At 53.6% G+C, this 22,593-nt stretch carries 20 protein-coding genes; 15 read left to right on the forward strand and 5 right to left on the reverse strand.

What is annotated here, in order from left to right; all coding sequences use genetic code 11:
• Positions 1-969: a UDP-glucuronic acid decarboxylase family protein gene (locus MKJ04_RS13180; RefSeq protein ID WP_241642116.1), complete on the forward strand. Its 969-nt coding sequence runs from the start codon at positions 1-3 to the stop codon at positions 967-969.
• 53 nt (positions 970-1,022) lie between these two features.
• Here the strand turns inward: MKJ04_RS13180 and MKJ04_RS13185 are convergent, their stop codons facing one another.
• The gene (locus MKJ04_RS13185; protein WP_241642117.1) at positions 1,023-2,264 is read right to left on the reverse strand and encodes an alpha-2,8-polysialyltransferase family protein; all 1,242 of its coding nucleotides are present in this window, start codon (positions 2,262-2,264) and stop codon (positions 1,023-1,025) included.
• Positions 2,265-2,284: 20 nt separating this feature from the next.
• On the opposite strand from MKJ04_RS13185, the gene MKJ04_RS13190 reads away from it, so the two are divergent.
• From MKJ04_RS13190 to MKJ04_RS13200, 3 genes are read left to right on the forward strand one after another with little or no spacing between them, the layout of a single operon-like run.
• The gene (locus MKJ04_RS13190; RefSeq protein ID WP_241642118.1) at positions 2,285-3,358 is read left to right on the forward strand and encodes a glycosyltransferase; all 1,074 of its coding nucleotides are present in this window, start codon (positions 2,285-2,287) and stop codon (positions 3,356-3,358) included.
• Complete coding sequence (locus MKJ04_RS13195) at positions 3,355-4,551, forward strand: glycosyltransferase family 4 protein (RefSeq protein WP_241642119.1); 1,197 nt, start codon at positions 3,355-3,357, stop codon at positions 4,549-4,551. Before MKJ04_RS13190 ends, MKJ04_RS13195 begins: the two co-directional genes overlap by 4 nt.
• Positions 4,548-5,615 carry a glycosyltransferase gene (locus MKJ04_RS13200; protein ID WP_241642120.1) on the forward strand — a complete coding sequence of 356 codons (1,068 nt, stop codon included), beginning with the start codon at positions 4,548-4,550 and terminating at the stop codon, positions 5,613-5,615. Before MKJ04_RS13195 ends, MKJ04_RS13200 begins: the two co-directional genes overlap by 4 nt.
• On the opposite strand, the gene MKJ04_RS13205 is transcribed toward MKJ04_RS13200, so the two are convergent.
• Positions 5,599-6,870, reverse strand: a complete 1,272-nt coding sequence (locus MKJ04_RS13205) for a tetratricopeptide repeat protein (RefSeq protein WP_241642121.1) — start codon at positions 6,868-6,870, stop codon at positions 5,599-5,601. The genes MKJ04_RS13200 and MKJ04_RS13205 overlap by 17 nt on opposite strands.
• A gap of 112 nt (positions 6,871-6,982) precedes the next feature.
• Here MKJ04_RS13205 and MKJ04_RS13210 point away from each other — a divergent pair, with 112 nt between their 5' ends.
• The 10 genes from MKJ04_RS13210 (at position 6,983) to MKJ04_RS13255 (ending at position 17,773) form a co-directional block, all read left to right on the forward strand.
• On the forward strand, positions 6,983-7,897 hold the full coding sequence (locus MKJ04_RS13210; protein WP_241642122.1) for an aminopeptidase: 915 nt from the start codon (positions 6,983-6,985) through the stop codon (positions 7,895-7,897).
• A gap of 57 nt (positions 7,898-7,954) precedes the next feature.
• Positions 7,955-8,386: a hypothetical protein gene (locus MKJ04_RS13215; RefSeq protein WP_241642123.1), complete on the forward strand. Its 432-nt coding sequence runs from the start codon at positions 7,955-7,957 to the stop codon at positions 8,384-8,386.
• A gap of 271 nt (positions 8,387-8,657) precedes the next feature.
• Positions 8,658-10,919 carry a sodium-translocating pyrophosphatase gene (locus MKJ04_RS13220; protein WP_241642124.1) on the forward strand — a complete coding sequence of 754 codons (2,262 nt, stop codon included), beginning with the start codon at positions 8,658-8,660 and terminating at the stop codon, positions 10,917-10,919.
• A gap of 134 nt (positions 10,920-11,053) precedes the next feature.
• A complete protein-coding gene (hpt, locus tag MKJ04_RS13225; protein ID WP_241642125.1) occupies positions 11,054-11,596 on the forward strand; it encodes a hypoxanthine phosphoribosyltransferase in 543 nt (180 codons plus the stop codon).
• Positions 11,597-11,717: 121 nt separating this feature from the next.
• Complete coding sequence (locus MKJ04_RS13230) at positions 11,718-12,314, forward strand: adenylate kinase (protein WP_241642126.1); 597 nt, start codon at positions 11,718-11,720, stop codon at positions 12,312-12,314.
• A 21-nt stretch (positions 12,315-12,335) separates the two neighbouring features.
• Positions 12,336-13,328, forward strand: a complete 993-nt coding sequence (gene obgE / locus MKJ04_RS13235) for a GTPase ObgE (RefSeq protein WP_241642127.1) — start codon at positions 12,336-12,338, stop codon at positions 13,326-13,328.
• A 251-nt stretch (positions 13,329-13,579) separates the two neighbouring features.
• Complete coding sequence (locus MKJ04_RS13240; protein WP_241642128.1) at positions 13,580-14,146, forward strand: nucleotide exchange factor GrpE; 567 nt, start codon at positions 13,580-13,582, stop codon at positions 14,144-14,146.
• Positions 14,147-14,149: 3 nt separating this feature from the next.
• Complete coding sequence (gene dnaJ / locus MKJ04_RS13245; protein ID WP_241642129.1) at positions 14,150-15,304, forward strand: molecular chaperone DnaJ; 1,155 nt, start codon at positions 14,150-14,152, stop codon at positions 15,302-15,304.
• A gap of 206 nt (positions 15,305-15,510) precedes the next feature.
• On the forward strand, positions 15,511-16,422 hold the full coding sequence (locus MKJ04_RS13250) for an ABC transporter ATP-binding protein (protein WP_241642130.1): 912 nt from the start codon (positions 15,511-15,513) through the stop codon (positions 16,420-16,422).
• Complete coding sequence (locus tag MKJ04_RS13255; RefSeq protein WP_241642131.1) at positions 16,415-17,773, forward strand: ABC transporter permease; 1,359 nt, start codon at positions 16,415-16,417, stop codon at positions 17,771-17,773. Before MKJ04_RS13250 ends, MKJ04_RS13255 begins: the two co-directional genes overlap by 8 nt.
• A 352-nt stretch (positions 17,774-18,125) precedes the next feature.
• Here the strand turns inward: MKJ04_RS13255 and MKJ04_RS13260 are convergent, their stop codons facing one another.
• Positions 18,126-18,473 carry a HesB/IscA family protein gene (locus tag MKJ04_RS13260; RefSeq protein WP_241642132.1) on the reverse strand — a complete coding sequence of 116 codons (348 nt, stop codon included), beginning with the start codon at positions 18,471-18,473 and terminating at the stop codon, positions 18,126-18,128.
• A 158-nt stretch (positions 18,474-18,631) separates the two neighbouring features.
• Here MKJ04_RS13260 and MKJ04_RS13265 point away from each other — a divergent pair, with 158 nt between their 5' ends.
• A complete protein-coding gene (locus tag MKJ04_RS13265) occupies positions 18,632-19,165 on the forward strand; it encodes a hypothetical protein (RefSeq protein WP_241642133.1) in 534 nt (177 codons plus the stop codon).
• Between the two features lie 275 nt (positions 19,166-19,440).
• Here MKJ04_RS13265 and MKJ04_RS13270 read toward each other — a convergent pair whose 3' ends face one another.
• Both MKJ04_RS13270 and serA read right to left on the reverse strand, forming a co-directional pair.
• Positions 19,441-20,529, reverse strand: coding sequence for an aminotransferase class V-fold PLP-dependent enzyme (locus MKJ04_RS13270; protein WP_241642134.1), 1,089 nt, complete (start codon positions 20,527-20,529; stop codon positions 19,441-19,443).
• 130 nt (positions 20,530-20,659) lie between these two features.
• Positions 20,660-22,552: a phosphoglycerate dehydrogenase gene (gene serA, locus MKJ04_RS13275; protein WP_241642135.1), complete on the reverse strand. Its 1,893-nt coding sequence runs from the start codon at positions 22,550-22,552 to the stop codon at positions 20,660-20,662.
• Between the last annotated feature and the right edge of the window lie 41 nt (positions 22,553-22,593).

The following is a 22,593-nucleotide window of genomic DNA, read 5'->3' on the forward strand; positions in this document are numbered from 1 at the left end:
ATGACGAATAAAAGAGTACTCATCACGGGGGGGGCAGGTTTTTTAGGCTCTCACCTTTGCGATAGATTCATAAAAGAAGGGTATAATGTGGTGGCGATGGACAACCTGATCACGGGTAGCCTCGACAACATAGAACACCTCTTCAAGCTGCCCAACTTCGAGTTTTACCATCACGATGTCTCCAAATTCGTGCATGTGTCAGGCGACCTGGATTATATCCTGCACTTTGCCTCGCCGGCAAGCCCGATCGATTACCTGAAGATTCCGATTCAGACCTTGAAGGTAGGCTCGCTGGGAACGCACAACCTGCTTGGCCTGGCCAAAGCGAAAGGTGCACGTATGCTGATTGCCTCCACATCAGAGGTATACGGCGATCCTCTGGTGCATCCGCAGAAAGAAAGCTATTGGGGCAATGTGAACCCTGTAGGCCCTCGCGGCTGCTACGACGAGGCAAAGCGTTTCCAGGAAGCAATGACCATGGCCTACCACATGCACCACGGGCTGGAGACACGCATCGTGCGCATTTTCAACACCTATGGCCCGCGCATGCGCCTGAACGACGGCCGCGTGCTGCCTGCTTTCCTGAGCCAGGCGCTACGGGGTGAGCCGCTTAGTATCTTCGGAGACGGCAGCCAGACGCGTTCTTTCTGCTATGTGGACGATCTGGTGGAGGGTATTTACCGCCTGCTGCTGAGCGACTACCACTTGCCGGTAAATGTGGGCAACCCATCAGAGATCACTATTAAGGAGTTTGCCGAAGAGATCTGTAAACTTACCGGTGTGGAGCTGAAACTGGAGTACCAGCCGCTGCCGAAAGACGACCCGCAGAAGCGCCAGCCGGACATCACCATCGCAAGGGACGTGCTGGGATGGGAGCCGCAGGTGAACCGCGCGGAGGGCCTGAAGCGCACGCTGGAGTATTTCAAGGAAAACGTTGATACAGCTCCTGCAGCTGCAAGAAGTTTTTAAAGATAGCAAAGTTACAAAATCAAAGAGGCTGCCCTAGGGCAGCCTCTTTGATTTTACAGGTCATCGCGCAGCAGAATGTCCCGGAGGCGCTCACCAGCCCGGCCGTCGAATTTATACATCCACTCCTCCGTGAATTTCGCTTTATGCGGCAGCTGTTGCCGGTGCAGTGCCTCGGGGTCTTGCAAGATGGCATCAAGTTCCTCCAGGTCATAGATAGGATGCGCCACTCCGGCGTCTATGAAGGATTTAGACACGTTAATTTTGCCGATGGGGTGATTTTCGTAAGTAATAACTGTAGTGTGCCTGAATGAGGCAAAAGGCATCAACAGCGTAGAGTAAAAGCCTATTATCACAGGTATCGCTGGTGCAAGGGCAAATAGGCGGCCATCATCAATTGGTTCAACGTTTGTCTGGTTTAACATCCAGGACGTATTTTTTTGGGCTGGGTGTGATTTTATATATAGCTTGTAACGATATCTGGAACATATTTCAGTCAAATTCTGCAGAAAGTTTAGCTTCTTCTCCTTCGTCCAGCCAAAAAGACCGTGCTCTGATAAAGGCTGGTCTATTAAGAGCACAGCCCGAACTTGTTCCGCAGGCCGCACACTAGCAAATCTGTCAAAATAGGGTATTCCAATATAGAAAATTTTATCTGAGGCGGTTAAATTATCGTACCTCTGATGCGTGTTAAGGATGTTTTGGCTGAAAGCAATATAATAATCAGCCTGCCTTTTACTTGATTTGATTAAAGCTGCAGTTTGTAGAAAATTATACCTTTTTCGGACAGCCATAAATCTTTTCATAAAATGCGCCTCCTCAGTTGGAAAGCATTCAATGCTGTTAAGCAAGAAGAGTCTGGTTTTTAGCTTAACTCTGAATTGAATCACTGGTGTTAGTGTTTTCAGTAATTTTGAAGGCAGGCCATGTAAAGTTACGGGTAAGGGTTGTTGGCCATGTGCATGATTGTAAAGATAATCGGCTCTCAAGCCATGCTCTAAATGAAAGGTAGGAATCTGAGAAAGCTTGCAGGCAATGTTCAGTGCGACATGGTTATAAGCCTCTATAAAGAGGAATAGCACTTTAATAGGTTTTAAGTGCTCTAAAAGCTCAAAGGCGTCATGGTAGTCTTTCCAGAAAACAGACTCGCCGTAGCTTTTGAAATAGGTGTTTCGAACCTCACGTGAAGACGAATACTCAAGAAAGTAAAAATTAAAATCATTTTTACTTTCAGAAAATAAATCTATATAGTCGGACCTGTTGTAGTTGCCAACAAATAAGATAGTTTGCTTACTCATTTGCTACTAGGATTAAACGAATGCCAACAATTTTACACATTATAGAGACCTTAGGTAGAGGAGGAGCAGAGGTTATGTTTGTTGGCTACATCAATGCATTGGCGGGGGAATTTGAAAATATTGTGGTGTATCTTAAAGGGCCATCTACTTTAGCGCATGAGATCGAGAATGCCAAGGTAATAAAATGTCTCAATTCAAACAGCAACTATGGTGTGCCGAGCGCTTGTATTGCGTTAAATAAAATTATTAAAGCGTACCGGGTAGATCTTATTCATTCGCATCTTTACTGGCCCACTATTGTGGCCAGAGGCGCTAACCTGGGCGAACTGCCGCACATTTTTAGCGTCCATACTTTGATGACAGATGATGCCTTCGTGCCGAATAGACTAAGCAAATATCTCGAAAAGCTAAGCTATACCCCTAAGCAGAAGGCATTATTCGTTTCAGGGGCTGCACTTGCTGATTACCAGTCGCATATAAATTTGTCTGGTAACGGGTCAGTGTTATATAACTTTGTAAGAGCAGAATTTTTCTCATCTCAAGCTCAGAAAGTTGACTTTAACGCTAATGGGCTCAAATTAGTGACTGTTGGCAATTTAAGGCCTCAGAAAGGGCACATGTTTCTTGTGAAGTGTCTCCAAAATCTTACGGACCACGACATTTCACTGGACATATATGGCGAGGGACATCAGAGGGTTGAACTTGAAACATATATAGCAGCAAATAAGATCACAAATGTGAGGCTCATGGGCAGTCATCCTGCGCCGGAGTCGATCCTCAAAAATTATGATGCGTTCGTGCTGGCATCGCACTACGAGGGGTTCTGTTTAGCTATGGCCGAAGCGATGGCGGTAGGCTTGCCCTGCATTGTGTCAGGGATCGATGTGCTAAGAGAAGTGTCTAAGCATACGCAGCTGTACTTTAGTCCGGGAAGCAAAGAAGAGTTTACCGAGAACTTACTGCTACTCTATAACAAGCCAGAGGTATGGCTGACGTATTCTGAAAGCGCTAAAAGGGCGGCAGCCTGTTTCACCATCGAGAACCATATCAGGCAGTTGACCGAAGCGTACAGAGAGGGGTTAAATTCAAAGTGATCATCTTATTCGTAACGTACTGGAGTTTAAGCGATGGCCTTACCCAAGGCGCAGCGATGCCGCATCTGCGGCAACTGGCTGCGCTGGAGCAGGTGCGGCGGATAGTGCTCGTAACCCTGGAGCGCAAAGGAGTGCCTGCGCCCACGATAGGGCTAACCGCCCAGCTGCCCGACAAGGTGGTGCACCAGCCGATCTACCCCAGGGATTATAAGCTAAACCTTCTCTCCAAGATTTTTGATTTTATGGTGTTGCCAGGGCAACTGAAAAAGCTGGTGCAGTACGAAAAGGCAGATCATATCGTGGCAGTTGGAACGCTGGCAGGAGCCTTGGTACATTTAACAGCCATACCCCTCAAAATTCCGTACCTGGTTTCCTTTTACGAGCCACATGCCGCTTACATGCAGGAAAACAAGGTATGGAAAACGTATGACCCCCGATATGTTTTTCAGAAGAAGTGGGAGAAAGAGCAGGCTTTGGCCGCTCAAGGTCTGCTGGTGGTTTCTGACGCGTTCAAGCGTGAATTGATGAGGCGCTATACACTACCGGCTGAGAAGGTTGTGGTGCTTAGAAATGCCGTGGACGAAGCAATGTTCTATTACTCCAAAGAGGTGCGCCGGGTTTTTAGCAATGCAACTGTAGGCATCTACGTCGGCAAGTACGGGGGCTTATACTATGCGCACGAAGCTTTCCAGATTTACAGGCGCTGCTTCGAGGTTATACCCAATTTCAGGCTCATCATTCTTTCGCCGCAGCCGCAGGAGGAAATCCTGCAATACCTTGTAGCGTGTGCTATTGATGTAGAGAAGGTGCATGTGGCGTCTGTGACGCATGCTGAGGTGCCTGCATACCTTTCTGCTGCCGACTTTGCATTTGCCACCATCAAATCATACCCTTCTGCCCGCTACTGTTCTCCCGTCAAAATCGGAGAGTACTGGGCAAACGGTCTGCCGGTGCTGCTGACGGAGGGCGTGGGTGACGATAGTGACATCATACATCGGGAAGGTGGGGGGGCGACCTTTAATTTGAAGGAGGAAGGAAGCCTGGACAGAGCGTTGCTGAAAATACTGCAAATCATACAGGACCCGGCGCACCGACAGCAAATCCCGGAGCTGGCCCGAAAGTACAGGTCCTCGGAGCGGATACGGGAGGCCTATGCGTATTTCTTCGGGCAAAGCGGGGAGGAGTTGCCATGAACATCCTGTTTGTCGTGCCATACCCTGTCGGGGAGGCGGCATCTCAGCGCTTCAGGGTGGAGCAGTGGCTGCCGTTGCTGGAAGAGCAGCATATTCAGTATGAGGTGGCCCCTTTCTGGAGCCTGAACGCTTGGAACCTCCTTTACAAGCCGGGCCATAGGCTGCAAAAGGGGCTCGGCCTGTTAGCAGGTCTGTGGCGCCGGTTGCTGTTGCTGGCAGACCTGCCCCGCTACGACTGCATCTTCCTGCACCGTGAAGCAACCCCCCTGGGGCCGCCCTGGTTTGAGTGGCTAGCGGCGAAAGCCTTTCAGAAAAAGATCATCTATGATTTTGACGACGCGATTTGGCTGCCCAGCACTTCGATAGAGAAAAGTCTGGTAACGAAATTGAAATGGCGGCAGAAAGTTACCCAAATCTGCCGGTGGAGCCACAAAGTGAGCTGCGGGAACGGTTTCCTGCAGCAATTCGCCCTTCAGCATAATGCGGCCTCCGTGCTACTGCCAAGCGTGCTGGACACAGCGCAGCGCTACGCGAAAAGCAAGGTGCCCAAGAGTGGGGAGCCGGTTGTGCTGGGTTGGATCGGATCGCACTCCACGCTGCCATACCTCCAACTGATCGAGCCTGTGCTGCGGCGGCTGGAGCAGGCATATGCCATAAAGGTTGTGATAGTAGCCGACAAGCCCCCCCAACTGGCGCTGCAGCATATGGAGTTCAGAAGGTGGCAGCGGGAGACAGAGGTAGCCGACTTGTTGCAGTTTGATATTGGGCTGATGCCGTTGCCAGACACTGCCTGGGCGCAGGGGAAATGCGCGTTCAAGGCGCTGCAGTATATGGCATTGGGTATACCGGCGGTGGTTTCCGGGGTTGGGGCTAACACGGAGGTGGTGCAGAACGGCGTGACGGGCTATGTATGCCGCACGGAGCAGGAGTGGTATGGGCGGCTGGAGGAATTGCTGCGCCAGCCGGGACTTCGTGCTGAGATGGGAGAGGCGGGCCGGGCATGGGTGGAAGCGAAGTATTCGCTGCAGGCACACCGGCATACGTTTCTCAGCCTTTTTTCCTAGCTTTTCTCAGGCGCTTGTCTGCCTCCTTCAGGTACTCTTTCGCCTCTTTGTAGCTATCCGATTTCTTCTCACTCACCTGCATCACGATCGTAAAGTAATGCCTGGCCTCCGCCAGGTTTCCCTGCTGCTTGGCAATGCGCGCCAGGTTCAGGTATGAGTTGATGAAATAGCCGGACTCCCGCTCTTCCGTCATCTCGGCAAACATGATGGAGCTTTTGTAGTACTTCTCGGCCTTCTCAAAATCGCGGTACTTGTGCTGGTTGATGTAGGCCAGGATATATGAGGCGTACCGGCCGCTCACACCCTCGTAGCCGGGCATCTGCTGCTCCAGTTTGTCAAGGATGTCCAACGACACCTGCTCTGCTTTCGTGAAGTAGCCCTGCACAAAGAGCAGGCGCGCGTAAAAGCGCTCAAAGTAAGCATTGTCGGGGTATTTGAGCGCCAGTTGCTCAGACAGCTGCAGCGCCTCCTGCATCTTCTTCTCCTCGTTGGCATAAATCTTCATCAGGAAGAACTTAGACTCGGTGCCGGTATAAAACCCCGTATTGGCCACATAGGCCAGTTGCCGCAACCCCAGGTACTTGTCGCCGTCCGGGAAAAAGACGAGCACTGGGCGCAGCATGGGGTAGTTTTCGTGTATCCAGATGGAGTAGTAGTTGAAAAGCGCCTCGCCAAAAAGGAACTCCGGGCTCAATCCGTTTCCGGCCTTGGCCTTTTCCATGAAGTCGAGGGAGCGCTTGCTGGCCACGGTGGCTTTGCGCCAGTTGCTGCGCTCGGAGTGCAGGCGCGCCGTGAAGCCATAGGCGGCGGCCAGAAAGAAGGCGGCCTCCACATTGTTCTCGTTCCTGTCGTACATCACCTCGGCCTTCTGGATGGTCGTGTCCATGTAGGCGAAGAACATGTCGTCATACTGTAGGGTGCGGATATTGGTGGGTACGATCTTCCACCACTGGCTGAGACCCATCAGGAAATAGGGCAGCGGGTGGTCGGGGTAGCGGCGTCGCATCGACTTGAACTGCTTCTCGGCGCGCGCGTACTTGAAGTTGTACATGTTGTCTACGGCGCCTTCCAGTTCATACTGAATATCCTTGTCTAGCAGCAGCATGCCCTTTACCTTGCCTGCCTCCGGAATCACCTCGATCTGGTCGAAGGTGACATGGCGCATGGCGGTCGTGTCGGTGGGGGCCGGGGAGCCTTGCGCCACAGCTAAAGCGGGTATTGCAACGCTGAAGATGATAAACAATAACTTCTTCATGAAAAAATCAGAATATTCAGGTTTTGGCAGTTCACAATGAAAAGGGAAGTGCCTTCAATTCTAAAAGTACAACATATCTCCTAATTTTGAATTCCATAAAAAGAAAATAATTATGAAACTTTTACAACAGCTCTGCCAGATCCATGCCCCATCAGGCAACGAGCAAAAGATGTCAGAATTTCTTCTAAACTATATAAACGACCAAAAAAGCACTTGGAGGCACATGCCCCGCGTTTTGCACGGCAATGGTTTTCAGGACTGTATCCTGCTGGTGTTCGGTACACCCCGAAGTGCAATTTTTGCCCATATGGATTCCATCGGGTTCACGGTGCGTTACGGCCGCCAACTGGTGAAGATCGGTGGGCCTGACGTAGCAAACGGCTACCGGCTGGTGGGTGAGGACGCGCAGGGAAGGATCGAGTGCTCTTTACAGTACAACGAAGCGGAGGGGGAAGTTCAGTATGTGTATGACCGGGAAATTGAGCGAGGCACGGAGCTGGTCTTCAAAAGCGACTTTCGGGAGACAGAGGAAACGGTGCAATGCTGCTACCTCGACAACCGCCTGGGGGTATGGAGTGCCCTGCAGGTGGCCCAGACGCTGGAGCACGGCATCATCGCGTTCAGCTCCTGGGAGGAGCACGGCGGCGGCTCCGTGTCTTACCTCTCCCGGTATATCCACGAGAAGTATGGCGTTACGCAGGCCCTGGTCTCCGATATCACCTGGGTGACAGAGGGCGTGCAGGCGGGCCGGGGCGTGGCCATCTCGCTGCGCGACAGCCTGATTCCGCGCCGTGCCTATGTGCAGCGGATCATCGGCATCGCGAAAGAGTCAGGTATCTCGTTCCAGCTGGAGGTAGAGGGCGCGGGCGGAAGCGATGCCAAGGAACTGCAGCGTAGCGACTATCCCTGGGACTGGTGCTTTGTGGGCGCTCCGGAAGACAATGTGCACACGCCGGATGAAATCGTGCACAAGAAAGACATCGAAAGCATGGTGGCCCTGTATAAGGTACTGATGGAAAAGCTTTAACCGGAAACGAATTAGCGTGTCCTCCACCCCCGTGCCATTATAAAGTAAACTGCTTATATGAAATCATCTCACATCCTGCCCCGGCTTTTGCTGCTGATCTTATCCATTTTGCCGCTTTCTTCCTGCGAGCGCCTGTTCGATCAGGACGCGAATTATCGCTACAAGATTGAAAACAGTACTGACGCCACGGTAGAGGTAGTGGTGGAGATAAAGCAAAATTCCGGCGTCAACATCGTAGGAGATCCGAACCACTCCTATACGATAGAACCAGGTGGCACGGTAACGGTATGGGTTACCTCTGGCTTTACCCCAGACGCGGTGTTTGATCAGGAGAGGAACAACCAGGAACTTCACTGGATCAGCGTTTCCGCCTCCAGAAACGGCTTCAGGTATCAGGTGAACCTAAACGACACGCGCCGTTGGGTATACCACAAAAAGAACAACTACAGTGCCATGTATACCTTGACCTTAACCGAGGGAGATTATTAGAAAGGGAGAAATACCTTTGCCCATGGCGCATAAACAGAGAAAGCTGTATCTAAAAAAGGTGCAGCTTTTTTAGTGCGCTACATTGGTTGTGTATGCCTGGAAAGTGAGCCCTTAATCACTTGAAGGGGGTTGGTGTTGCAACATTCTAGCTGATAGCCCTATATATTCTGGAACGCGTTTCAGGATTGGGTACTAAGTATTTGGAAAAGTCTATAGAATCTCCTTTCTTTAATACCTATATATAAATGTCCTCAAACCCTAAATTCACTATATGGAAAGTATTCTTTACGCCATTCCCTGTTTCGGATTAGCCGCACTTGTATACACATGGTTTAGGTCTGGGTGGGTGACGAAGCAGCCTGCCGGCAACGAGCGCATGGGCACCATTGCCAAGCACATCGCCGACGGGGCCATGGCCTTCCTGAAGGCAGAGTATAAAGTGATGTTTTACTTTGCCGTGATTGCCTCGCTCTTCCTGTTTTACCTGGGCTATACCAGCGAGCGGTCCCATTGGCTAATCGTGGTTTCCTTCCTGATCGGGGCCTTTCTCTCAGCCTCGGCGGGGTTTATAGGCATGCGCATCGCCACCAAAGCCAACGTGCGCACGGCAGAGGCCGCCCGCACCAGCCTTTCCAAGGCGCTGGGAGTGTCGTTTGCCGGGGGCACCGTGATGGGTATGGGTGTGGCCGGCCTGGCCGTGCTGGGGCTGGGCTCCCTGTTCATTGTGTTCTACTACAAATTTGTATACAGCATCGGGGCCGGAGTAAACGGGCTGGAGATGGAGCGCGCGCTGGAGGTGCTCACCGGCTTCTCGCTGGGTGCTGAGAGTATTGCCCTCTTCGCCCGGGTGGGCGGCGGTATCTATACCAAAGCAGCCGACGTGGGCGCTGACCTGGTGGGCAAGGTGGAGGCCGGTATCCCCGAGGATGACCCCAGGAACCCGGCCACCATCGCCGATAACGTGGGCGACAACGTGGGCGACGTGGCCGGTATGGGTGCCGACCTTTTCGGCTCATACGTGGCCACTATCCTGGCCACGATGGTGCTGGGCCGCGAAGTGCTTGTGGAGGATAACTTCGGCGGGCTTTCCCCGGTTATACTGCCCATGCTCATTGCCGGGCTCGGTATTGTTTTCTCTTTGATAGGAATGCTGTTTGTGCGCGTGAAAGAAGACGGGAACGTGCAGGCAGCCCTGAACCTCGGAAACTGGATCTCGGTGATCCTGACCGCAGCAGGGGCATATGGCGCGATCCACTGGCTCATGCCCGAGAACCTATCGCTCCGCAACTTCGAGTTCACGGCAAACGGCGTGTTCCTGGCTGTCATGGTAGGCTTGGTGGTGGGCTCTCTGATGAGTATGATCACCGAGCACTATACCGCCATGGGCAAAGGCCCTGTAAACTCCATCGTGCAGCAGTCCTCCACCGGGCATGCCACTAACATTATCGCTGGCCTGGCCGTGGGGATGCACTCTACGGTGCTCCCCATCATCGTGCTGGCAGCCGGTATCGTGCTTTCTTACGCCTCTGCCGGCTTGTATGGCGTGGCTATAGCAGCAGCCGGTATGATGGCCACCACCGCCATGCAGCTGGCCATAGACGCCTTCGGGCCGATAGCCGACAACGCCGGGGGCATCGCCGAAATGAGTGAGCTGCCCAAAGAAGTGCGCGGCCGCACCGACATCCTGGATGCCGTGGGCAACACTACAGCAGCCACTGGAAAAGGCTTTGCTATCGCCTCGGCCGCCCTCACCTCGCTGGCCCTGTTTGCCGCCTTTGTGGGGATAGCCGGCATCTCCAGCATCGACCTGTACAAGGCCCCGGTGCTGGCGGGCCTGTTTATCGGGGCCATGATCCCGTTTATCTTCTCGGCGCTCGCCATAGCGGCCGTGGGCCGCGCGGCCATGGCGATGGTGCAGGAAGTGCGCCGCCAGTTCCGGGAAATACCGGGCATTATGGAGGGCACCGGCATGCCGGAGTATGATAAATGCGTGGCCATCTCCACCAAGGCGGCCATCCGGGAGATGATGCTGCCCGGAGCCATTGCCCTGCTCGTACCCGTCATTGTGGGCTTCGGCTTCAGGGGGGTGTTTGCAGACACGTCCTCGCCCGAGATTCTGGGGGGCTTGCTGGCAGGCGTCACGGTGTCGGGGGTGCTGATGGCCATGTTCCAGTCAAACGCTGGCGGCGCCTGGGACAACGCGAAGAAATCTTTTGAGAAAGGCGTGGAGATTAACGGCGTGATCGAGTACAAGGGCTCTGAAGCCCACAAGGCCTCCGTGACCGGCGACACCGTGGGAGACCCTTTCAAAGACACCTCCGGCCCGTCGATGAACATTCTCATCAAGCTTATGTCCATCGTGTCGCTGGTGATTGCGCCGCACATAGCCCTGCAGCAGGAACCGGCTATACCGGAAGCCCCCATCGACCTGGAGCCGATTAACCTAGACATAAAAGAAGTTAGCCCGGAAACGGCTAAAGCGGGCGAAACGCGGGAGAATACCTTTGTGGTAGCCACCATATACCGCCCCTAACTCGCGTGTTTCCTGCTGTGGCCTTGGGCTGCCCTGCCACGCCAGCCGTATGAAGTTCGCACAAGCCCAACCATTGTGTTGGGCTTGTTTTTTAATTTATACTTACCTTTGTAGAGGCACCAAAAAAACACACCATGGATCCGCGTACCATTCAATTACAAGATTGCGAGTTTAGTACCTACATTTTTGAAGAGGAAATCATTGCCCGTGTCCTGATGCTGGCCGAGCAGCTGGACCAGGACTACGCCAACAAGCAGCCCCTGTTTCTGGCCGTGCTCAATGGCTCCTTCATGTTTGTGGCCGACTTGTTGAAACGCGTGTCCATACCGTGCGAAATCTCCTTTATCCGCCTGTCGAGCTACCAGGACACCAAAACCACGGGCAAGGTGAAAGAGGTGCTGGGCCTGACGGAAAACATTAAAGGCCGCCATGTGGTGGTGCTGGAAGACATCGTGGATACGGGCCATACCGTGCACGGCCTGCTGCAGCAGTTGCGTGCGCAGGACCCAGCCTCTGTGGAGGTGGCCACCCTGCTGCTGAAGCCGGATTGCCTGCAGCACCGGCTGGATATCAAGTATGCGGCCAAATCGATCCCGAATGATTTTGTGGTGGGGTATGGCCTGGATTACAACGGGCTTGGCCGCAACCTGCGCGATATCTACAAAATTGTTTCGTAACCTTGCCTGCCGGTTGCCCCGTTAGCAACCTTGCAAGCCCGGCGCAAACGCCCGGCATACCCATGCATTAGCTAATACATCGATAAATCCATACATTTGCTATTTGTTATTTAACTAAGATATGCTCAACATCGTCTTATTTGGTCCTCCGGGAGCCGGCAAAGGTACCCAAAGCCAGAAACTGATAGAAAAATACGACCTGATCCACCTGTCTACCGGGGATCTGCTCCGCTCAGAGATTGCCGCCGGCACAAAACTGGGTATGGAGGCGAAGAAACAGATGGACAACGGCCTGCTGGTGCCAGACGAAGTGGTGATTGGCATGATCGGCAACAAAGTGAAGGAGCACCGCCATGCGGCTGGCTTCATTTTCGACGGTTTTCCGCGCACCGTGCCGCAGGCCCAGAGCCTCGACAAACTGATGCAGGAAAACGGCACAGAGATCTCGTGTATGATCGCCTTGCGCGTGGACGACGAGGAACTGACGGCACGCCTGCTGCTGCGCGGCCAGACATCGGGCCGCGCCGACGACCAGAATGAGGCGCTGATACGCAAGCGCGTAATGGAGTATAACACCAAGACAGCACCCGTGGCAGACTATTATGCCGGGCAGGGGAAATACCGCGCAGTGGATGGCATCGGCGAGATCGATGAAATCTTCAACGCCCTTTGCCAGCAGATAGATGCGATTAAAGACAAACAAGAAGACAAGAAATAAGCACACTTACGCCTACCCAATTTGGCCTCCAGCAACTTTATAGATTACGTTAAGATTAACGCGCGCTCCGGGCACGGCGGCGGCGGCTCATCCCATTTGCATCGCGACAAGATGACGTCTAAGGGCGGCCCGGACGGGGGTGACGGCGGCCGAGGCGGCCATATCATCCTGCGCGGCAACGCCCAGCTCTGGACACTCCTGCACCTGCAGTACCGCAAGCACATTATTGCCGAGAACGGGCATAACGGGGGGCCAAACCACTCGTTTGGCGCGCAGGGCAAGGACGATGTGCTGGAGGTTCCGCTGGGCACGATAGCCCGCGACGCAGAGACCGGCGAGATCAAGTGCGAGATCACCGAAGACGGGCAGGAGGTCATCCTGACTCCCGGCGGGCGCGGCGGCCTTGGCAACGCGCACTTTAAGTCGCCTACCAACCAGACGCCGCGGCACTCGCAGCCCGGTGAGGACGGCATTGACGAGTGGGTGATCCTGGAGCTGAAACTGCTGGCCGATGTGGGCCTGGTAGGGTTCCCGAACGCGGGCAAGTCCACGCTGCTTTCAGTGGTATCGGCGGCCAAGCCAAAGATCGCGAACTACGCATTCACCACGCTGGAGCCAAACCTTGGCGTGGTCGCCTACCGCGATTACAAGTCTTTTGTGATTGCCGACATACCGGGCATTATCGAGGGTGCCTCCGAAGGCAAGGGTCTGGGTCTGCGCTTTTTGCGCCACATCGAGCGGAACTCTATCCTGCTTTTCATGGTTTCCTGCGAGAGCGCCGACATTGCGGAAGAGTATCGCGTGCTGCTGAACGAGTTGGAGAAGTTCAACCCGGAGCTGCTCGATAAGAAGCGCCTGCTGGCCGTCACCAAGTCGGATATGCTGGACGAAGAGCTGGAAACCGAGATGCGCGCGACGCTTCCGAAGGACTTGCCGACAGTGTTCATCTCAAGCATCTCCGGCAAAAACATCATGCCGCTGAAAGACATGATCTGGGAGGCGCTCAATAGCTAAACCAGGCCAACTGCATGTATAAACCCAATCGGTAGCAGACTGCAAAGCTGACTACCGATTTTTTTGTGGGGACTCGGCGGAAAAGCAAGATGGAAGTATGGCCGGAGTGATGCAGGATGGTTCGCTTTCGTGCCGTTTTTCAAAATTCCCGCCTTCAAAATTAAAACGGTGTCAGATTGTCACTTAAGTGGCTTTGGCAAGTTAATTGACAAAACAAAGAAGACTTATCAACCTAATTTTTTAAAGGCATTATGTCAGATAAAAAAGATATGAAGCAAGAGCAGGAGAACGAAGAAGTACAAGATACGACTGCCAGTGCTGAAGCAGAAGCGCAGGAAGAGAACACAGACCAGGAAGCGGCAACGGAAGCCGGGGGCGGACCCGCCGTGGAGCTGGCCGAGATGAAAGACAAGTATATCCGGCTGATGGCCGAGTTCGAGAACTTCAGACGCCGCACGGCCAAAGAGCGCATCGAGCTTTCCAAAACTGCCACGCAGGATCTGATGGGCGATTTGCTCCCCGTGTTAGATGACATGGAGCGCGCGCGTCAGTCGATAGAGACCACCAAAGACGTGGATGCCATGCTGCAGGGGCTTGAACTGGTGTTCCATAAACTGAAGCACGTGACGCAGCAGAAAGGCCTGAAGCCGATGGAGATTAAGGCAGGCGACGACTTCGACAGCGACATGCACGAAGCCGTGACGCAGATTCCTGCGCCGTCAGAGGAGCTGAAAGGCAAGATTGTAGATGTAATTGAGAAGGGATATACCTTGAATGAGAAGGTGATCCGCTTCGCGAAAGTAATAATAGGAGCATAATTCATGGCTAAGAGAGATTATTATGAGGTTTTGGGGGTAAGCAAAAGCGCCGCACAGGATGAGATAAAGAAAGCTTACCGCAAAATCGCCATCAAATTCCACCCAGACAAAAACCCGGACGACCCCACTGCCGAAGACAAGTTTAAAGAGGCGGCTGAGGCGTACGAAGTGCTGAGCGATCAGCAGAAGCGCCAGCGTTACGACCAGTTCGGCCATCAGGGTATGAACGGCGGCTTCGGTGGCGGCGGCGGTGGTATGAACATGGAGGATATTTTCTCGCAGTTCGGTGATATTTTTGGCGGCGGCGGTGGCAGCCCGTTCGAGAGCTTCTTCGGTGGCGGGCGCTCAGGCGGCGGTCGGCGTACACGCAAAGGCAGCAACCTGCGCATCAAGCTCAAGCTAAACCTCGAGGAGATCGCCAACGGCGTTGAGAAAAAGATAAAGGTAAAGCGCTATGTGGCCTGTGCCACCTGTGGCGGAAACGGCGCCAAGAACGGCACCGAGATGCAAACCTGTAATTCGTGCCAGGGCTCTGGCCAGGTGCGCAAGGTGGTAAACACCATGCTGGGCCAGATGGTATCTACAGCGACTTGCCCTACCTGCAACGGCGAAGGCCGCATCGTGACGCACAACTGCGAAACGTGCAAGGGTAGCGGCAGAGAGCTGCAGGAAGAGGTGATCACGATAAACGTGCCCGCTGGCGTAATGGACGGCATGCAGCTGTCGATGAGCGGCAAGGGCAATGTGCCGGAGCGCGGCGGCGTGCCCGGCGACCTGCTGATTCAGATTGAGGAAGAGGCACACCCAACCCTGAAGCGCGATGGCAACAACGTGATCTTCGACCAGTACATCAGCTTTGTGGACGCCACGCTGGGCGCTGAGATTGAGGTACCGACCATCACGGGCAAGGTGAAGATCAACATCAAGCCGGGCACACAGAGCGGCGAGATTTTCAGGTTGCGCGGCAAAGGCGTGCAGGACATAAACGGGTATGGCAAAGGCGACCAGCTGATCCATATCAACGTATGGACGCCAAAGTCGGTGACAGGCGAGGAACGCGCGGCGCTGGAAGGCCTGCGCCACTCCGATAACTTCGCACCGCATCCGGGCAAGAATGAGAAAGGCTTTTTCGAGAAAGTGAAAGACTATTTCCAATAGTATACTCCCCACTAGTGAATAGGCGCAGGCCCTGCTTTTCGGTATGAGAAGCAGGGCCTGCGTTTTTTAGGGCCTTTCGTTGAACAGCGTCATGCGTTCATCCGGTTTATACCCTTATTGGTCGATTTGCTATATGGTATTTTATATATGTTGTTGCGCTCTACTATTAATAAAGGTATTTTTGGTTAAATCAAAAGAAGACCGCTTTGAGTATTCTGAAAGTTGACGGCGTAACCAAAACCTACGCCAACCATACCGCCCTCGACAACGTGAGCTTTGACATCCCGCCAGGCTGTATCTTTGGCTTGCTGGGCCCAAACGGCGCCGGTAAAACCTCCCTCATCCGCATCATCACCCAGATCACGGGTGCCGACAGCGGCGAGATCTATTTTAAGGGGGAGCGCCTGAAGCCTGCCCATATCAAAGAGATCGGCTATCTGCCCGAGGAGCGCGGCCTGTATAAGAAAATGAAGGTGGGCGAGCAGTTGCTCTACCTGACGCAACTTAAAGGCCTGAGCAAGGCCGAGGCCACCGCGCGGATCAAAACCTGGATAGACCGCTTCGAGATCCGCGACTGGCTGGGCAAGAACATCGAGGACCTGTCGAAAGGCATGCAGCAGAAGGTGCAGTTTATTGCCACTGTGCTGCACGAGCCGGCCCTGATCATTCTGGATGAGCCCTTTTCCGGCTTCGACCCCATCAACGCCAACCTGATCAAGGACGAGATCCTGCGCCTTCGCGACCTGGGGGCCACGATCATCTTTTCGACGCACCGCATGGAGTCTGTGGAGGAGCTTTGCGATAACATCGCGCTCATCAACCGGGCGCAGAAAGTGCTGGACGGCCCTGTGCGGGAGATCAAGGACACCTACAAAACCGATACCTTTCAGATCATCGGCAACGGGCAGCTGCTGATCACCTCGCCTGATTTTCAGGTGTTGGAGCAGCACGACAACCACGGCATCTTCCGGGCCAATGTGAAGCTACTGAACGGGTCCACGCCCAACGACCTGCTACGCTACCTGATCCAGCGCGTGGAGGTACACTCCTTTGTGGAACTGGTGCCAAGTATAAACGATATCTTCATCCGAAAAGTAAAGGAAACACACCATGTCTAAAATCTGGTTGATTATACAGCGGGAGTACCTGACGCGCGTCCGAAAGAAAAGCTTTATCATCATGACGCTGCTGACCCCGCTGCTGCTGGCCACGTTCATGATTCTGCCCGGCCTTCTCATGACCATGTCTGGCGACACGGAGACGGTGATGGTGCTGGACGAGAGCGGCCTGTTTGAGAACAAGCTGAAAAATCAGAAAGACCTGCAGTTTATACCCCTGTCGGGCTCGCTGGAGCAGGCCAAAACCGTGTACCAGGAAACCGACAACACCGCACTGTTATACATCCCCAACATCTCGATAGACGACCCGAAGGACATTACCCTGTATGGCAAGAAAAACACCAGCTTTCAAACGCAGGTGCGCCTCGAGAACGTGCTGGAGAAAGAGATTGAGAACCAGCGCTTCCTGGCTTCCGGGCTCGACCGCGCCACCCTCGACAAGATAGAGGCCAACGTGAAGCTGAATACCATTAACCTGAGCGGTGAGGGAGAGAAGGACAATAACGCCATCGTAACCTCCATTGCGGGTGTGGTCGGGGCCGTGATCATCTATTTCTTCATCTTTATGTATGGCGTGCAGATTATGCGCGGCGTGATAGAGGAGAAGACGAGCCGCATTGTGGAGGTGATGATCTCGTCGGTGAAGCCGTTTCAGCTGATGATGGGCAAAATCATGGGTATAGCCGCCGTGGGCCTGACGCAGTTCCTGCTCTGGATTATTCTCTCTTTTGTGGCCGTAACGGGCGTGTCCGCCGTGTTTGGGGTAGATGCCGCCCCGTCGCCGGCAGCGCAGTTTGCCGCTGGCCAGGTGGCCGCGCAGGGGCAGGAGGTGACAGAAGATGACGAAGCCGCTGTGGAAAACTCCGCAAAAGACAATGAGATCGCCAACACCATAAACGACGTGAAGCAAAGCGTTGCCAACCTGAACATCGCCCTGATCTTCGGTTGCTTCCTGTTCTATTTCCTGGGCGGTTACCTGCTGTACGGCTCCCTTTTCGGGGCCATCGGCGCAGCTGTGGACAATGAGACGGACACGCAGCAGTTTATGATGCCGATCACGATCCCGCTCATCATCTCGTTTATCATGTCGTACTCGGTGGTGCTCAAAAACCCCGATGGGCCGGTTGCGTTCTGGATGTCGATCATTCCGTTTACCTCCCCGATTGTGATGATGGTGCGCGTGCCGTTTGGCGTGCCTGCCTGGCAACTGTTGCTCTCGATGGGGCTTCTCGTCGCCGGATTTGTGTTCACCACCTGGATCGCGAGCCGCATCTACCGCGTCGGTATTTTGATGTATGGCAAGAAGATCAACTATAAAGAGCTGTCGAAATGGTTGTTTTATAGGGTATAAACTTCCTTTCCTGAGAAAAAAACACGTAGCGCTTCGGTAATTTAAAACTGGGGCAACGAAAGAAACAAGGCTTAGCTGCCTGTGATGTGAAGTAGAAAAAGCCAGTGCCTAAGGTACTGGCTTTTCTGTATCCTCGGGTTAGAAACATACGGCCTGGTAGAGGTATGCAGGCCCAGAACGACGCAAGCCAAAGACCTCACAGCGTGCGCAACTCCTGTGAGTGTCTGGAGGGATTATTTTAAAACATTTGAAACAGTAGAGCCGCAAAATTTTGCGGCTCTACAAACGTATTTTTAACAGGAAAGCCCGGCCATATGGCCGGGCTTTCCTGTTAAAAACTAAATAAATCGGATTATGAAGAGAACGAGCTGCCGCAACCGCAGGTGCTTTTGGCCTGGGGGTTGCTGAACGTGAAGCCGCGTGCGTTCAGGCCATCCTGGAAATCGACTTCCATACCCATCACATACATGCCGTGTTTCTTGTCCATGATCAGCGTCAGGCCGTCGATATCATAGGTCTCGTCAGAATCCTTTGGTTTATCGAAACCCAACAGGTATGACATGCCCGAACAGCCGCCGCCTTGCACGCCTACGCGCAAACCGTACTCTCCCGGAACATTCTTCTCTTGCATTATATTCTTCGCCTCTTGCAAGGCCTTTTCAGTCAAGGTTATAGGTGCAGTCTTAGTTGCTGTTGCCATAGTGTTAACGCTTTAATTTGTAGTCACAAACATACACAATTCTCCTGAAACATGTGCACTGGTTCGTCTGTCGTACTTCTTAACAGGCAAACAGGCTGAATGATTCATGTGTCTTCCGTTAATTTTTTGCGATATTTAGCCTTTCAACCGAAAGCCCTATGAACGAGTTTCTTATTCTTATTATAGACCTCCTGAAGATCGCCTTGCCAGCCATAATTGTGGCGCTGGCCATGTATGCCCTGGTAAAAAAGCATTACGAGCGGGACTATAAGGTGCGGCTGCTGGAGCTGCGGCAGAAGAACGCGGAAGTGGTGTTGCCGATCCGGCTGCAGGCGTATGAGCGCGTTGTGCTGCTGCTCGAGCGCATCACACCCAGCAGCATGCTGCTGCGCGTAGGCAGCGCGGGCCAGACGGCGGCCGAGTACCACCGCGTGCTGCTCTCCGAGATCCGCAACGAGTTTGACCATAACCTGTCGCAGCAGGTCTATATGACCGAGCAGGCCTGGCAGCAGGTGAAGCACGCCCGGGAAGACGTGGCAGCCCTGATTAACAAAACCTACCACGAGCTGCCCGAAAACGCACGCGGCACGGAACTGGCCAAGCGCATCCTCGAAAACGTGCTCAGTACCGAACAAGACCCCACCGCCCGTGCCCTGACCTATGTGAAGCAGGAAATTGGGCAGGTGTTTTAAGAGCATATTTAAAATTCATCTTTTGGGCTGCAAATTGTTCATAAAGGAACCTGACTTCGCCTTTTTATCACCCCATAGCGCTGCTATGCGGCTCAAAAAACGCTTCGCCAGAACCCTTCCTGAATAATTTTCGCTTCCAAAAACGAAATTTAAACATACTCTAAGTTAAAAAGTTGGGGAGACAGAGCGTTAGAAAGTAAAATGCCATTGGGTTGAAGATTGAGAAGCTGCTTCTCTAATCTTTAACCCAATGGCATTTTAACAGCTGGAAATTTTTATCCGAAAAGTTCCTGCAGCTTGGCAACCAGTGCCTCCATTAGCGCTGGGCTGTGCGCCGGGAAGTTGGCGATGCGGATCTGGGTTTCCTTGTGTTTGCCGTAGCCACTGCCCACAGCCATATCAAACGCCGCCAGTTGCTTGTTCACTTCAGAAGCTGGCACCGTGGTGTTGGCTACAATTGTGGTAGGGGAGCGGTGCGCTGGGTTCTCGACCGCTGGCGTGAAAATCTTGCTTTGCGTGAGGTACTGGTATACCTGCGCGGCCTTGGCCTCCGTCTCCTCCCGGATCGTGGCGACACCTTTGCTATTCATATCCTCCAGCACATTGCCGAGCAGGTAAATGTCCAGCACGTTCGGTGTCTCCACGGTTTGGTTGACTTTCGCTTTGCTCAGTATGGCTGGCAGGCTGTGGTATGAGCCGATTACCTGCCCGTCGGCAGCCAGGGCCTCGGCTTTGGCGATGCAGCGCTCGTTTACGAGCCATACCCCCAAACCAGCGGGCAAGCCAAAGCACTTCTGCACCGAAAAGTACACGGCATCCACTTTGTCATAGTCGAAAGCGGGGTTCGGGAGCGACGAAACGGCATCCACGTAAATGAGTGCCTCCGGAGAAGCCTTTTCCCGGAACCGGTTAATGTCCTGCACCGGCATGCAAGCGCCCGAGCTGGTCTCGTTGTGGATCAGGGCCACGAGTTCTGCGGTTTCAGGCACACGGATGGCTTCCACATCAAACCCCTGGCTAAAAGGCGCTTTGTGCTGCTGTGCCGTACGCCCCAGTTCCTGCGCCGTCTCAAAGAACCTGTCAGAAAAAGAGCCGTTCACGAGGTGGAAGCTCTCCTGCTTTACATTGTTCTGGATGGCGCGTTCCCAAATCTCGGTGGCCGATGCCAGGAAGAGCACCTCATAGTTGTCCGGCAGTTGCAGCAGCTGGCGCAACCCGGCTACAGCATGCGCAAAAATATCCTGAAACTGCTTACTGCGGTGCGAGATGCTGCCGATTTTCTCCTCGAGCGCCGTTTGCATGTGCTGCGGCACGGTAGGGTATAGCTCCGATGGCCCCGGGGTGAAGTATATCTTGTTGTTCATGTTCTTCTTATGCTAAAGCAGGTGCTTTTATACCTACGCGCAAAGGTGTCAGTTCTTTTCAGAATAAAAGCGACGAGTTTTCCGAGCGTTGCTTTAAGGGGGAGCAACGCTCGGAGATCTCATCAATGTGTTAGTACAGCATCCGGAATTTGATGGTATGCTGAATGCCGCGCATGTCGTTCACCAGTTGCTTGTCGTACTTTTTGTCGATGTCGGTAATCACATAGCCAACATGCTCGTTCGTTTTGAGGTACTGGCCCAGGATGTTCACCTGGTTCTGAGCAAGCACGCTGTTGATGTTGGCCAGCACGCCCGGCACGTTCTCGTGGATATGGATGAGGCGGTGCGCGTTCTTCAGCTCCGGCAGCTGGATGTTCGGGAAGTTCACGCTCTGGTAGGTGTTGCCCGAGTTGATGTAGTCCATGATGCGGTTCGGAACGAAGTTGGCGATGTTCACCTGCGCCTCGGAGGTGCTGCCGCCGATGTGCGGCGTCAGGATCACGTTGGGCAGGCCGCGCAGCTCGCTCACGAACGGCTCGCTGTTAGTGGCTGGCTCCTGCGGGAACACATCCACAGCGGCACCGCGCAGCTTCCCTGACTTCAGGCTCTCTACCAGCGCGGAAATTTCCACCACATGGCCGCGGCTCAGGTTCAGGAAAATAGCCCCCGGCTTCATGGCGGCAAACTCCTCGGCCCCGAAGATGTTCTTGTTGTCCGGGCGACCGTCAACGTGTAGCGTCACAAAGTCAGCTTTTTCCAGCAGTTCTTTCAGGGTGTCGCATTTGCGGGCGTTGCCCAGTTGCAGTTTCTCCACCACGTCGTAGTAGTATACCACCATACCCATCGCCTCGGCTAGCACCGACAGCTGTGCGCCGATGTTGCCGTAGCCCACAATGCCCAGTTTCTTGTCGCGCACCTCAAAGCTGCCTGTGGCCGACTTGTCCCAGGTGGCCTCGTGCATTTTGTTGCTCTTGTCCACGATGCCGCGGCTCAGCATGATGATCTCGCCGATGGCCATCTCCACCACGCTGCGGGTATTGCTGTACGGGGCGTTAAACACGGTGATACCGGCCTCCAGGCAGGCATCCAGGTCGATCTGGTTGGTGCCGATGCAGAACGCGCCCACGCTCATCAGGCGGTTGGCGTGCTCCAGCACTTTGCGCGTTACGTGCGTTTTGCTGCGGATACCCAGTATCGATACGTTCTGGATCTTCTCGCAAAGCTCTTCCTCGCTCAGGGCACCGGCGATGGTTTCCACCTGGTAGCCCTCGTGCCGGAACATCTCCACCGCTCTTGGGTGGATATTCTCAAGCAGCAGCACGCTGATTCTGTTTTTGGGGTATGAGATCGCCATTGGTAGTTTGTTCTGGTACAGGAACTCATCAAGGCTAGGGGCGATGTGCTCGGCCTTGGCCACCACGCTGTCGCGCACCACGTTCTCGGTAAAGGCATAGAACTTGTTGGCAAGCCCGGCTTCCTTTATCTCGTAGTCGGTATAACCGTCGCCAATCACATACACGTCGCCCGACAAAGCCAGCTGCTCCAGCAGTTTAATCTTGCCCTTGTCCAGGCTCAGCACGTTCTCCTCGTCAAACCCGACAATGTTGCCGTTGTCGTCCAGGGTAAACGTGTTGGCGTAAATGTTCTCCTCTTTTATACCATACTCCATCACGATGGGCGTGATAAACTCCTTAAAGCCACTGGATACGATGAAGATCTGGTCAGAGTACTCGGTCAGAAATTCCTTGTTCCGGCGCACCGACTCCGATACTTTGTCCTGCAGGCGGTTTACGAGTTGCGGAAGGTGCTTCTGGTGTGCTTTAAGCAGGGCCAGCCGCTTGCGGAGGCCGTCAGTAAAGGAGCTTTTTCCGTCCATGGCACTGTCTGTCAGCGCTTTTATCTGTTGCAGTACGCGCTCTTTGTCCGGGTCTCCCTCCAACGACAACTCGCCCAGTTCGTCGAGGGCCTCTACTTTGGTGAATGTGCTGTCGAAATCAATGATGAAATATTTGTCCTTGTTCATGTCTAAAAATAAAAAAATAGGGCCGGGCTTTCGCTGGAAAG

Origin of the sequence: Pontibacter sp. E15-1, assembly GCF_022601975.1 — a bacterium.
Classification (GTDB): Bacteria; Bacteroidota; Bacteroidia; order Cytophagales; family Hymenobacteraceae; genus Pontibacter.